Origin of the sequence: Streptomyces tibetensis (assembly GCF_007655005.1) — a bacterium.
Taxonomy (GTDB): Bacteria; Actinomycetota; Actinomycetes; order Streptomycetales; family Streptomycetaceae; genus Streptomyces; species Streptomyces tibetensis.
Genome location: NZ_SZVW01000022.1, coordinates 103,724 through 115,732, shown reverse-complemented (window position 1 = coordinate 115,732; position 12,009 = coordinate 103,724). Strand labels below are relative to the sequence as shown.

11 protein-coding genes are annotated in these 12,009 nt (G+C 73.2%); 7 read left to right on the top strand and 4 right to left on the bottom strand.

Annotated elements, in window-relative coordinates:
* Window positions 1–112 precede the first annotated feature (112 nt).
* Window positions 113–2,548, top strand: a complete 2,436-nt coding sequence (locus tag FDO69_RS32550; protein ID WP_104785357.1) for a right-handed parallel beta-helix repeat-containing protein — start codon at window positions 113–115, stop codon at window positions 2,546–2,548.
* An 8-nt stretch (window positions 2,549–2,556) separates the two neighbouring features.
* Here the strand turns inward: FDO69_RS32550 and FDO69_RS32545 are convergent, their stop codons facing one another.
* Window positions 2,557–4,956 carry a hypothetical protein gene (locus FDO69_RS32545; protein WP_104785354.1) on the bottom strand — a complete coding sequence of 800 codons (2,400 nt, stop codon included), beginning with the start codon at window positions 4,954–4,956 and terminating at the stop codon, window positions 2,557–2,559.
* Between the two features lie 293 nt (window positions 4,957–5,249).
* Here FDO69_RS32545 and FDO69_RS32540 point away from each other — a divergent pair, with 293 nt between their 5' ends.
* Complete coding sequence (locus FDO69_RS32540; RefSeq protein ID WP_104785351.1) at window positions 5,250–6,080, top strand: DeoR/GlpR family DNA-binding transcription regulator; 831 nt, start codon at window positions 5,250–5,252, stop codon at window positions 6,078–6,080.
* 83 nt (window positions 6,081–6,163) lie between these two features.
* On the opposite strand, the gene cds1 is transcribed toward FDO69_RS32540, so the two are convergent.
* On the bottom strand, window positions 6,164–7,288 hold the full coding sequence (gene cds1, locus FDO69_RS32535; RefSeq protein ID WP_104785348.1) for an L-cysteine desulfhydrase Cds1: 1,125 nt from the start codon (window positions 7,286–7,288) through the stop codon (window positions 6,164–6,166).
* Between the two features lie 508 nt (window positions 7,289–7,796).
* Between cds1 and FDO69_RS32530 the strand changes: the two genes are divergently transcribed.
* Together FDO69_RS32530 and FDO69_RS32525 are read left to right on the top strand one after the other, a co-directional pair.
* On the top strand, window positions 7,797–8,120 hold the full coding sequence (locus tag FDO69_RS32530; protein WP_104785345.1) for a hypothetical protein: 324 nt from the start codon (window positions 7,797–7,799) through the stop codon (window positions 8,118–8,120).
* A 183-nt stretch (window positions 8,121–8,303) separates the two neighbouring features.
* On the top strand, window positions 8,304–8,846 hold the full coding sequence (locus FDO69_RS32525) for an ATP-binding protein (RefSeq protein WP_104785342.1): 543 nt from the start codon (window positions 8,304–8,306) through the stop codon (window positions 8,844–8,846).
* A gap of 191 nt (window positions 8,847–9,037) precedes the next feature.
* Here the strand turns inward: FDO69_RS32525 and FDO69_RS32520 are convergent, their stop codons facing one another.
* On the bottom strand, window positions 9,038–9,322 hold the full coding sequence (locus tag FDO69_RS32520) for an SHOCT domain-containing protein (RefSeq protein ID WP_104785339.1): 285 nt from the start codon (window positions 9,320–9,322) through the stop codon (window positions 9,038–9,040).
* A 164-nt stretch (window positions 9,323–9,486) separates the two neighbouring features.
* On the opposite strand from FDO69_RS32520, the gene FDO69_RS32515 reads away from it, so the two are divergent.
* The 3 genes from FDO69_RS32515 to FDO69_RS32505 are packed head-to-tail and all read left to right on the top strand — an operon-like array spanning window position 9,487 to window position 11,580.
* The gene (locus FDO69_RS32515; protein ID WP_167526723.1) at window positions 9,487–10,065 is read left to right on the top strand and encodes a TetR/AcrR family transcriptional regulator; all 579 of its coding nucleotides are present in this window, start codon (window positions 9,487–9,489) and stop codon (window positions 10,063–10,065) included.
* 10 nt (window positions 10,066–10,075) lie between these two features.
* Complete coding sequence (locus tag FDO69_RS32510; protein WP_104785333.1) at window positions 10,076–10,663, top strand: DUF4865 family protein; 588 nt, start codon at window positions 10,076–10,078, stop codon at window positions 10,661–10,663.
* A complete protein-coding gene (locus FDO69_RS32505) occupies window positions 10,660–11,580 on the top strand; it encodes a phosphotriesterase family protein (RefSeq protein ID WP_104785330.1) in 921 nt (306 codons plus the stop codon). The genes FDO69_RS32510 and FDO69_RS32505 overlap by 4 nt, the downstream gene beginning before the upstream one ends.
* Before the next feature lie 6 nt (window positions 11,581–11,586).
* On the opposite strand, the gene FDO69_RS32500 is transcribed toward FDO69_RS32505, so the two are convergent.
* The gene (locus FDO69_RS32500) at window positions 11,587–12,009 is read right to left on the bottom strand and encodes a PPOX class F420-dependent oxidoreductase (RefSeq protein WP_104785327.1); all 423 of its coding nucleotides are present in this window, start codon (window positions 12,007–12,009) and stop codon (window positions 11,587–11,589) included.

The following is a 12,009-nucleotide window of genomic DNA, read 5'->3' as shown; positions in this document are numbered from 1 at the left end:
GTGCGTGCCCGGGCCCCGGAGGGCCGGGCTCGGTCGCGGTAGCGACCCCGGCCGGAGCGCCCCTAGGGCGGACGAGCCATCAGTACGACCGAGGTGGGGGCACAGCTACACCATGGCACAGGGCACGGTCCAGGTGACGCACACCGGCACGTCGCGGTGGCGGCGCCGCACGGGTGAGTACGCATCGCTCGCCGCCGCCCTGGAGGCCGCGGCCGACGGAGACGTCCTCACCGTCGCGCCCGGCACCTACCGGGAGAACCTCGTCCTGCAGCGCGCGGTGACCCTGCGCGGCCCCGAGGGCTCCCCCGGCTCGGTGCGGATCGCACCCTTGGACGGCGTGCCGCTGACCGTGCGCGCCTCGGCGGTGGTGCAGGACCTGCACGTGGAGGGCCAGGACGCGGCCGCCCCCGCCGTGCTGGTGGAGGAGGGCACCCCGGAGCTGCGGGACGTGCGGGTCGTGACACGGTCGGCGGCCGGGATCGAGGTGCGCGGCAGCGCCCGGCCCACGGTGCGGCGCTGCGCGGTGGACAACCCGGCGGGCATCGGCATCGCCGTGGTCGACGGCGCGGGCGGGGTGTTCGAGGAGTGCGAGGTCGTCGCGGCCGGCCAGGCGGGGGTGGCGGTGCGCGGCGGCGCCCACCCGCGCCTGGAGCGCTGCCGGGTGCACCACACCTCGGGCTCGGGCCTGTCGGCGACCGGGGAGAACTCGGCGCTGGAGGCCGTGGGCTGCGAGGTGTACGAAGTCCGGGGCAGCGGTGTGCAGATCACCGGCCGGGCGACCGCGCACCTCACCGACTGCGATGTGCACCGCACGACGTCCGACGGCGTCACACTCGACACGGACGCGGTGCTGACCCTCGCCGACTGCCGTATCCACGACATCCCGGAGAACGCGGTCGACCTGCGCTCCCGTTCCGTTCTCACCCTGACCCGCACCACGGTGCGGCAGTTCGGGCGCAACGGCCTGTCGGTGTGGGACCCGGGCACCCGGGTGGACGCCAACCAGTGCGAGATCTTCGACAGCACGGGCGACTACCCGGCGGTGTGGGTCAGCGACGGCGCCACCGCCGTACTGGACTCATGCCGGGTGCACGACGTGCCGGACGCGCTGTTCGTCCTCGACCGCGGTTCGCGTGTGGACGTCGTCGACACCGACCTGTCGCAGGTGCGCAACACGGTCGTGTCGGTGAGCGACGGCGCGACCGCGCAGCTCGACGACTGCCGGATCCGGGACGCGGCGACGGGCGCCTGGTTCCGCGACCACGGCAGCGGCGGCACGCTCAGCGGCTGCACGGTCGACGGCACGCAGACCGGCGTGATCGTCACCAAGGGCGCCGACCCCACCGTGGAGCGCTGCACGATCGACTCGCCCGCGGAGGCCGGCGTCTATGTCTCGGCGGGTGGCCGGGGCAGCTTCCTCAACTGCCGGGTGACGGGCAGCGGCGGCTACGGCTTCCACGTCATCGACGGCAGCCGTACGACGCTGCGGAAGTGCCGCACGGAGCGGTGCGCGCGCGGGGGTTACGAGTTCGCGGACAGCGGCGCCGACGCGACGTCCGGGGCGGGCCCGCTCGTCGAGGACTGCACGAGCGACGAGAGCGCGGGGCTGCGCGCGCCCGCGGCGCGGGAGACGGCCGTGCAGGCGGTGAGCCACTCCCCCGGCCTGCTGGGCGCGCTCCCGGGACCGCGCACCGAACCGGAGCCTGAGGCGCAGGCCGCCGGGGCCGAGCAGCCGGCCCGGACCTCCAAGGACGTCCTCGGTGAACTGGACGCGCTGGTGGGCCTGGAGAGCGTCAAGCGCGAGGTGCGCGCCCTGACCGACATGATCGAGGTCGGCCGCCGCCGTCAGCAGGCCGGTCTGAAAGCGGCCTCGGTCAAGCGTCATCTGGTCTTCACCGGCTCCCCCGGCACCGGCAAGACGACGGTCGCGCGGCTCTACGGCGAGATCCTCGCCTCCCTGGGCGTGCTGGAGAAGGGGCACCTGGTGGAGGTGTCCCGGGTCGACCTGGTCGGCGAGCACATCGGCTCGACGGCGATCCGCACCCAGGAGGCCTTCGAGAAGGCGCGCGGCGGCGTGCTGTTCATCGACGAGGCGTACGCGCTGTCCCCCGAGGACGCGGGTCGCGACTTCGGCAAGGAGGCCATCGACACGCTGGTGAAGCTGATGGAGGACCACCGGGACGCGGTCGTGGTGATCGTCGCGGGCTACACGGCCGAGATGGAGCGCTTCCTGTCCGTCAACCCGGGCGTGGCGTCCCGCTTCTCACGGACCATCACCTTCAGCGACTACGACCCCGAGGATCTGCTGCGGATCGTGGAGCAGCAGGCCGAGGAGCACGAGTACCGGCTCGCGCCGGGCGCCGCGGAGGCCCTGGGGAAGTACTTCACGCTGCTCCCCAAGGGTCCGGCGTTCGGCAACGGGCGTACCGCACGGCAGACGTTCGAGGCCATGGTCGAGCGGCACGCGAGCCGGGTCGCCCAGCTCCCGGAGCCGGACAAGGACGACCTGACGCTGCTCTACGCCGAGGATCTGCCCGAGCTGCTCTGAGGATCCGCCTAGGCGGCGGGCGGCTCGGGCTGGGGTCGTGGCGAAGGCAGCTCCGGATGCTCCGAGCGGCCCGCTGGCGGCTCCTCCGACACCCCCGTGGGCTCTGAGGGCGCCTCGGGCCGCAGCCGGGCCAGCAGTGTGCGGCGCTCCTCGGCGAACACCGGGTCCGCCTGGTAGTCGGAGTGGCCGAGGATCGGCGCGGGCAGCGGCAGCAGGGCGGTGCGGCCGAAGGCGAGGGGGTCCATCAAGGGAGCGTGGTCGACCTGCGCTCCGGGCAGCCGCATCGGGCCGCCGATAGGGTCGGTGAGCCGGTAGAGATTGCGCCAGCAGTCGACGTCCCGGTGCAGGGAGCCGAGTGCGGCGGGCCCGAAGTGGGCCGGGAACCAGCGGCCGTACAGGCGCTCCAGCGGGGAGCCGTAGGTCAGCAGGGCGACGCGCTTGCGGGCTGACGGGGCGAGTTGCCAGGCCGCGGCTGCGGCGAGGACGCTGCCCTGCGAGTGCCCGGAGATGACCAGCCGTCCGCCGGTGGCGCGCGTCCAGGTCGCCATCCGCCAGGTCAGGTCGGGCACCGCGCGCTCGGCGTAGCAGGGTGGGGCGAAGGGGTGGGAGGCGCGTGGCCAGAAGGTGCCGACGTCCCACAGGATGCCGATCGTGCGGCGGGCGGCGGCGTCCTTGTAGGCGCGCCGTCCCCAGGTGACGAAGAGGAGGAAGCCGAGGCCGATCAGCCAGGAGCCGAGGGCCTGGGAGGTCTCGGCGGCGCCGTGGAGGACGGGGTAGGTGCCCTGCGCGGCCTGGCCCGGGGTCTCGTCGGTGGCCAGGGCACCCACGAGGGCTCCGGCGCCGAGCAGCAGGGTGACGCCGGAGGTCACGGCGACGATGCGGGGTCCGCGGTCGGTGAGCGAGGCCATCGCACGGGTGTAGGCGATGCGCCGGGTGCGGGCGCGGTCCTGGTTCTCGTCCGGGTAGTCGAGCGCCACGGCGGTGCGCTCGGCGCGGGCCAGCCGCCAGGCGCGATGGGCCAGCCAGCCGAGGAGCCCCAGCAGCACGACGAGCAGCGGCGGGATCACGGACGCCTGCCAGGTCAGCAGCACCGGCGGGCCCTCGATGGACGCCCCGGTGCCGTCCAGCCAGTCGGACACGCGCTGGGAGACGCCGCCGGACATCACCCCGCCGAGCGCGCAGGCCAGCATCGCCACCGCGGGTCCGCCCAGGCCCCGCAGCACCGCCCGGCGGTCGGGGTCGGTGCGGTGCAGGACGTGGGCGACGACCCCGAGGACGACCACGAGCACGCCCTGGACCAGGGCGATCCCGCCGAAGGTCGTGTCACCCGGCAGCCGTCCTTCCGACGTCCACCCCGGGCGCTCCCACCCGGCGTACACCACGGCGAGGGCGAGCAGGACGAGCGCGGCGAGCGGCAGGCGTCGTACGAAGCCCTCGTCGAGTTTCCGGTCGAGCCGTCTCTCGCTGCGGCCGCGGCGGCACACCACCCAGACCACGGCGACCGCGCAGAGCGCGAGGGCCGCTTCCAGGATCAGTCCCAGGGTGCCGAGTACGGCGGGGCCGCCGGGGCGGCGGTCGTAGCGGGCGGCGGCGCTGCCGACCGCGGCGGCGACCGTGATCAGGCCGGCAGCGGTGTGCGCGGCGCGCAGCCGGGCCACCAGCCGGCGCCCGTACCAGAACCCGGGCCGGCCGAGGGCCGTCGGGCCGCCGTCCCCTTCGGGCTCGGGGGCACGCTCGATGGGCTGCTGGGACTCGTAGTCACTCCAGGTGCGCCGGGACAGGTACCACAGCAGGACGGTCAGGGCGGTGGGCACGGCGGCGGCGAGGGCGAGCCGTCGGCCGGGGGCGCTCCACCAGCCGCCGTCCGAGACGGTGGGTGAGAGGAAGCCCAGCCAGGAGTGGCGGTCGGCGCAGGCGGCGGTGCCCGCGCACTGCCAGGCCGCCAGGTCGAGGGCGACCTCGCAGGCCGCCGCGACGAGCAGCACCGTCAGAGTGAGCCCCGCGAGCCGCACCAGCAGGCCGTACAGCCGCACGGTCCGGCGGCGGCCGTGGGCGGTGGGGCGCATCCAGTGGGCCAGGTTGACGACCATGAACGGCAGTAACAACAGCCACAGGGCGCGGGTGCCGTTGCCGGAGGTGAGGTTGCACCAGACGTAGGCCTCGGGCACCGGCCCGTCGCGACGACGGTCGTCGGGGCTGTGCTCGGCGTCGACGTCGTCGGCGCGCCGGAAGACGGCCGCGGTGTGGTCGCCGGTGATCCGCACCGTCCGCGGATCGTTGAGCATCTCCTGCGGCGTGGTGCCGCCCACGCCGTGGACCAGGAGCTCCAGGGCGGTTCCGCTCTCGGCGCGCCGTGTGGCGGGACCGTCCGGTCCGCCGCTCGACGCCTGTTCCTGCGCGCGTTCCACTGATTCGCACTTCCCCCGTGACACGCCGTCGGCTCTGTCCGTGCGGGCACAAGGATCTCCACTTCCGCGGCGCGGCACACCCCCTGTCACGGAATCTCCCCGATCTGTGATGAAGCGGAGCGAGGAGACGATCGGGCGGGTGGCACGGGCGCGACGAGCGGTCGGTGGCACTGTCCGCCCCTCGACATGCGAGGATGGGGCGTCCTCGCATCGCGGCAGGGAAGAATGTCCTGGTAGGAGCCGATATGCGCGGGGCGTGTCGACGGCATTGAGGCGAAAGGACCGGAGCGTACGTGAGCGAGAATCAGAACCTCCTCGCGGAGCAGCGGCGATCCCTGATCCTCGACGAGGTCCGGCGCCGGGGCGGTGTCCGGGTCAACGAGCTGACCCGCAAGCTCGGCGTGTCGGACATGACGGTCCGCCGTGACCTCGACGCGCTCGCCCGCCAGGGCGTGCTGGAGAAAGTGCACGGCGGCGCGGTCCCGGTGGTCGAGGCGAGTACGCACGAACCGGGCTTCGAGGCCAAGTCCGGTCTGGAGCTCACAGCCAAGGAGGACATCGCACGCGCCGCGGCCAAGCTGGTAGCGCCGGGCGCGGCGATCGCCCTGTCGGGCGGTACGACCACGTTCGCGCTGGCGCACCAGCTGCAGGACGTACCGGACCTCACGGTGGTCACCAACTCGGTGCGGGTCGCCGATGTGTTCCACGCGGCGCAGCGCACCTCGGGCCCGCGGCAGGGCGCGGCCACGGTCGTGCTGACGGGCGGGGTGCGCACGCCCTCCGACTCGCTGGTGGGGCCGGTCGCCGACCAGGCGATCGCGGCGCTCCACTTCGACCTGCTGTTCCTCGGGGTGCACGGCATATCGGTCGAGGCCGGCCTGTCGACGCCGAATCTCGCGGAGGCCGAGACGAACCGGCGGCTCGTGCAGTCGGCCCGCCGCGTGGTCGTGGTCGCGGACCACACCAAGTGGGGCAAGGTGGGCCTGAGTTCGTTCGCCGCGCTGGAGCGGGTCGACACGCTCGTGACGGACGCCGGCCTGCCGGAAGAGGCACGCGGGGTGGTCGCGGACCATCTGCGGCGGCTGGTGGTGGCCGGGGAGCCCGAGGACGCCGAGGACGTCTGACGGCCCCTCAACCAGGGTGGCGCACGTGCGTCACCCGTTCCCGCCCGGGAGGGCGCGGCGGCCGCGGGGCCGAGGGCCCGGGCTCAGCCGGGCCAGACGCCCGTCTTCAGGAGTGAGTCGATCGCGGCGGTGTACGGCTCGATGTCCAGTCCCTGGCCGGCCAGCCAGGCGTCCGAGTAGTACTTGTCGAGATACCGGTCCCCCGGGTCGCACAACAGGGTCACGACACTGCCCTGCCGGCCGTCGGACACCATCTCGGCGACGATCTTCAGCGCGCTCCACAACCCGGTGCCGGTCGAGCCGCCGGCCTTGCGGCCGATGGCGCGCTCCAGGGCCCGTACCGCGGCGACGCTGGCCGCGTCGGGCACCTTCATCATCCGGTCGATCGCGCCGGGCACGAAGCTCGGTTCCATGCGGGGCCGGCCGATGCCCTCGATACGGGAGCCGCAGTCACAGGTGACGTCCGGATCGCCGGTGGTCCAGCCCTCGAAGAAACACGAGTTCTCGGGGTCGGCCACGCAGACGCGGGTGTCGTACTGCATGTAGTGGACGTAGCGCGCGAGGGTCGCCGAGGTACCACCGGTGCCCGCCGTGGCGACGATCCACGCCGGCTCGGGAAACCGCTCCAGGCGCAGCTGGCGGAAGATGGACTCGGCGATGTTGTTGTTCCCGCGCCAGTCGGTGGCCCGTTCGGCGTAGGTGAACTGATCCATGTAGTGGCCGCCGGTCTCGGCCGCGAGGCGGGCGGACTCCGCGTACATCGTGCGAGGGTCGTCCACGAAGTGACATCGGCCGGAGTGGAACTCGATGAGGCGGATCTTCTCGGCGCTCGTCGTGCGCGGCATGACGGCGATGAAGGGCACGCCGATCAGCTTCGCGAAGTACGCCTCGGAGACGGCCGTCGAACCGCTGGAGGCCTCGATGACGGGCCGGTCCGGGCGGATCCAGCCGTTGCAGAGGCCGTAGAGGAAGAGGGAACGGGCGAGGCGGTGCTTGAGGCTGCCGGTGGGGTGGGTCGACTCGTCCTTCAGGTACAGATCGATCCCCCACCGCTCCGGCAGGGGGAACTGGAGCAGATGGGTGTCGGCCGAGCGGTTGGCATCGGCCTGGACTCTGCGGACGGCTTCTTTGAGCCACGTCCGGTAGGCGACGTCGCTGTGGTCGACGTCGAGGGTCACGCCGGTCCGGGTCTGCTGGGAAGTGCTCACGGGGGGGCTCCTAACGCTGCGCGCCGCCGACGCGTCGCGCGGCCGACACCTCCGATCATAGGCACCTCGCGCACGCTTCTCACCTGCATAAACGCATCTTTGAGCCCCCCAAAGCGCCCCCAGGAGCAGAGCCGGGGCAAGGGGGCGCGTGGTCCCGGGGGCGCCTTCGTGAGCGTGCTGCGGGCGCCCCCCGGCGAGGGGGTCGCGGGCACTGGTGCTCGGCGCTGGGCGGGGGCAGACTGCACGGCGGGACCAAGGCCCCGGACGGGGTGAGCGCAGGGGCACGACGCGCCTTCCGCGGCAGGCTTCCGGGCACGGGCACCGCGCCCCGGGAGAAGCGGCAGGCAAGGGTGCACCGCGGTGCCGGGCCGGGGCCCTGACCGGGCACGACGCACCGTTCGGAGGGGAGCACTCCTGCGGACGGGGCACACTGGAACGGGACACGAGCCCGTACCGGGCATCGCACGGAGCGAGCCGGTACACCGACGCGCACCAGGGGGTGGGTGGCATGGGAGAGCCGGAGTTCAGGGCCACGGGCGTGCGGATCGGGAAGCGGCTGCGTTCGCTCACCCGGGCCGGACAGGTCCGGATCAACGACGGCCGCCTCGAGCTCCTGACCAGCTACGGCAGTGAGATCGACAGCGCCCCGGTCCAGGCCGTGCGCGCCTCCAGGCCCTGGTTCGGCCCCGATGACCGGGCCACGGCGGATCTCAACGGCCAGCGGTACCTGCTCACCCTGGGCGAGAACGACCCCGCACCGGGAGAGCCGGGCCCGCCGGCCGCACGGCGCTTCATCGAGGCCGTGCGCAGGGCAGCGGGGCGTGGCGACTGAGATGTCCGCGAGTTGCGGTACCTCACCCCCTGCGCCACTCTGGTCTCACGTCACTCTGGGTTTACCGGCGATAACGCTGCGAACCAGCCCGCCGGACACGACAGCAGGCGGCAGTGTCACGCAGGCGCCCTGCTGGATCCGAATCCCGTGTTCTTCCGGACCTCACGTCGGGGAGTCGCAGCCGTGATCAGCTACCCAAGCAGGCACTGCACGGTGGAGCTCCAAGCCCTGCCGTCGCGGATCGGCCAGGTCCGCAGAATCGTATCTGCGCAATTGCGCTACTGGCATCTGGATCCCCTGATCGACCGGGCCTCGCTCGGCGTGACGGAGCTGTTGTCCAACGTCCACCGGCATGCCCAGCCCGACAAGACGTGCACCGTCGAGATAGAGCTGCTGCTGGACCGGCTCATGGTCTCGGTGCGCGACGGCGATCCACGCATGCCCGTGGTGGAGGACCCTCAGGACATCGCGCCGATGGCGACGTGCGGGCGCGGGCTCGCGATGGTCGCCGCCATGAGCGAGAGCTGGGGCGTCCGGCCGGACGGCGAGTCCGGCAAGGTCGTGTGGTTCACCCTGCCGACGGCCGCCCCCGTGATGACGGCGCCGTCCCTCCGGACGCGGCGCACGGTGCTGGACAAGCCCGAGCGCCGGTTCGCCGAGGTCGGGGCGTCCACCGACGGGCTCAGGCCCGACCATGCTCCCGCCCGGTCCGCCGTTGCCGGCTGACCGGGCGGTGACCACCGTCCCCCCTCTGAGGCGCCGGGGGCGCACGCCGTCGCGTGCGCTCCCGCGGTGTACGCCGTCGCGTGCGCTCCCGCGGTGTACACCACTGTCACTGTGACCCGACGGCGCGCGGCACGTCCGGGCGTGCCGCGTGCCAGCCGGTCAGGGGCTCGCGAGGCGCCGGCCGCGCCTGATCATCCCGCGCCCCCCTTGTGGCCGAACTCCTCGTTCAGCACGGACAGTCGGCGCCAGTACTCGTCCTCGTCGATGTCGCCGGAGGCGAAGCGGCGTCCGAGCACGGCGATGGGCGAGTCGTTCCCGACCGTGGGCCGCTGCCCGGGGCCGCCGTGGCGTCCGCGCCACACGGTGCGGCGCAGCAGTGCGATGCCGCCGCCGATCACCAGCACCCAGATCACCGGGAAGAGCAGGATCCACGGGCCGGGCCCGCCGCCGTCACCGAAATTCGCCAGGGTCTGCATGTCGTCCCACTCCTCGATGGCTTCGTGTCGTGTGTCGCTTTCGAGCGTCGTCCGGCGAGGGGCCCCCGGTCGTCGTACCGCCAGCGGCACCGTGTGTACCTCGCGGGGAGTAGGCGAGCGGGCCCCGAGTGCTTCCTTCGCCCTCGACTTCTGTAACTACTGGTATGTACAGTGAGGCCATGAGCACCCCGGAACGGCTGATCGAGTCCACCCGCGAACTGCTGTGGGAGCGCGGCTACGTGGGCACCAGCCCCAAGGCGATCCTGGAACGCGCGGACGCCGGACAGGGCAGCATGTACCACCACTTCAAGGGCAAGCCCGATCTCGCCCTGGCCGCGATCCGGCGGACCGCCGAGCAGATGCGGGCCACCGCCACGGCGGTACTCGACGGTCCGGGCACACCGTACGAGCGGATCGAGGCGTATCTGCGCCGCGAGCGGGACGTGCTGCGGGGCTGCCCGGTCGGCCGGTTGACGATGGACCCGGACGTGATCGCGAGTGCCGAACTGCGGGCGCCGGTCGACGAGACGCTCGACTGGCTGCGCGGGCGGATCGCCGGGATCGTCGAAGAGGGCAAGGCCCAGGGCCAGTTCGCGGCCACCCTCGACGCCGGGGAGATCGCGGCGGCGGTCGTCGCGACCGTCCAGGGCGGTTACGTCCTGGCCCGCGCCTCCGGCTCCCCCGCCGCGTTCGACGCGGGAATCCGGGGTTTGCTCTCCCTGCTGGCACCCCGGTCCTCCTGAGGAGAATTCCATGCACGCCATGCAGTACGAGCTCACCCTGCCCGCGGACTACGACATGGGCATCATCCGGGACCGCGTCGCCCGCCGGGGACACCTGCTCGACGGCTGGGCCGGGCTCGGCCTCAAGGCCTACCTGGTGCGCGAGCGCGGACAGCGCGCCTCGCCGGTCAACCAGTACGCGCCCTTCTACCTCTGGAACACCGTCGACGGCATGAACGCCTTTCTGTGGGGCGGTGGGTTCCAGGGGGTCGGTGACGACTTCGGGCGGCCGTCGGCGCGGCAGTGGACGGGGCTCGCGTACGAGGAGGGCGGCGGCTCGCAGGCGCGATTCGCGGTACGGCGCCGCCATCCGGTGCCGGACGGCGCGCTGTTGGCCGACATCGCGGAGGACGCGGTGGGCGAGGCCCGGCGGCTGGCGGCGGAGGACGGAGCCCTGTGCGCCGCCGCGGCCGTCGACACGAGCCGCTGGGAGCTGGTGCACTTCTCTCTCTGGGAGCGATGGGAGCAGGACGCGCCCAAGGCCGACGGCGAGGTGTTCGAGGTGCTGCACCTGTCCACGCCGGGCCGGGACCGGCTGCCCCGGGGACGCCAGTGGTGAGCGCGGTCCGCACGGTGCTGGGAGACGTGTCGCCGGCGGACCTGGGGGTGTGCGACGCCCACGACCATCTGTTCTTCGGCAGTCCACTGCTTCCCGGCCAGGAGCTGCGCAGTGTGACGGCGGCGCGGGCGGAGCTGGCGGCGTTCCGGGAGCAGGGCGGCGGGGCCGTGGTGCAGTGGACGCCGTACGGGCTCGGGCGGCGGGTGGCCGATCTGCCGCCGCTGTCCCGGGAGACCGGTGTCCACGTGGTCGCCGCGACCGGTCTGCACCAGGCCGTGCACTACGACGAGGACACGCTCGCCGGGCTGCGGAGCCGGCTCGCCGAGGTCTTCGTCTCCGAACTCACCGAGGGCATCGGGACGTCGGGGGTGCGGGCGGGGCTCGTCAAGGTCGCGGGCGGTTTCCACGCGCTGGACGCGCACGCCCGCTGGACCATGACGGCGGCGGCCGAGGCGCATCACGCCACGGGCGCGACGATCACCGTGCACCTGGAGATGGGGACCGGCGCGCTGGACGTACTGGACCTGCTCTGCGGGCGGTTGAGGGTCCCGCCGGACCGGGTGGTGCTCGGGCACCTCAACCGCTCCCCCGACCTGGTGGTGCACCGGCAGGCGGCGCAGTACGGCTGCTATCTGGCCTTCGACGGGCCGTCCCGCACCCACCACGCCACCGACTGGCGGATGCCGGACGCCGTCCGGGCCCTCGCGGACGCCGGGTTCGGCGACCGGCTGCTGCTGGGCGCGGACACCACCACGGCCGCCGCCCGCTCGGTGGACGGCGGCCCCGGCATGCCGTACCTGCTGCGCCGGGTGCGGCCACGGCTCGTGCAGGCCGTGGGCGAGGAGCTGGTGGGGCGCATCCTCACGGAGAACCCGGGCCGGGCGTTCGGGACCGAGTGGCGCCGGCTGGTGCGGTGACCGGCCTCAGCCGCCGGCTTGGTCGCTGTCCTTCATCGAGCCCCAGCCGTGCCAGCGGTCGACCTCGATCCAGGCACTGACCCGGGGGCGCACGCGGTCCGGGTAGGGCTTGCCGGTGTAGTGCCGGGCGAGGAGGTCGATGTCGGCCAGGTCCTCGTCGGCGTACGTCTCGGTGACGCGGCCGATGAGGGTGACGTGGGTGTACCAGTCGTCGCCGGCGAGGACGGTGAGGGTGACACGCGGGTCGCGGCGCAGGTGCTTGAGACGTACCCGGCCCTCGTCGAGGTTGATCAGCACACGGCCGTCCTTCCACGCGTACCACGTGGCGGTGGAGACGGGGGCGCCGTCGGAGCGCAGCGTGGCCATGACGCACGGGTTGGGCTTGCTCAGCAGGGCCTCGGCCTCGGGCGGCAGCGGCGGCTTGGACAT

Excerpts from the sequence above, each read along its gene's own strand:
- FDO69_RS32530 (WP_104785345.1), top strand. The coding sequence starts at position 7,797 with ATGGGAGAGCCGGAGTTCAGGGCCACGGGCGTGCGGATCGGGAAGCGG.
- FDO69_RS32510 (WP_104785333.1), top strand. The coding sequence starts at position 10,076 with ATGCACGCCATGCAGTACGAGCTCACCCTGCCCGCGGACTACGACATG.
- FDO69_RS32500 (WP_104785327.1), bottom strand. The coding sequence starts at position 12,009 with ATGTCCAAGCCGCCGCTGCCGCCCGAGGCCGAGGCCCTGCTGAGCAAG.
- FDO69_RS32520 (WP_104785339.1), bottom strand. The coding sequence starts at position 9,322 with ATGCAGACCCTGGCGAATTTCGGTGACGGCGGCGGGCCCGGCCCGTGG.
- FDO69_RS32515 (WP_167526723.1), top strand. The coding sequence starts at position 9,487 with ATGTACAGTGAGGCCATGAGCACCCCGGAACGGCTGATCGAGTCCACC.
- FDO69_RS32550 (WP_104785357.1), top strand. The coding sequence starts at position 113 with ATGGCACAGGGCACGGTCCAGGTGACGCACACCGGCACGTCGCGGTGG.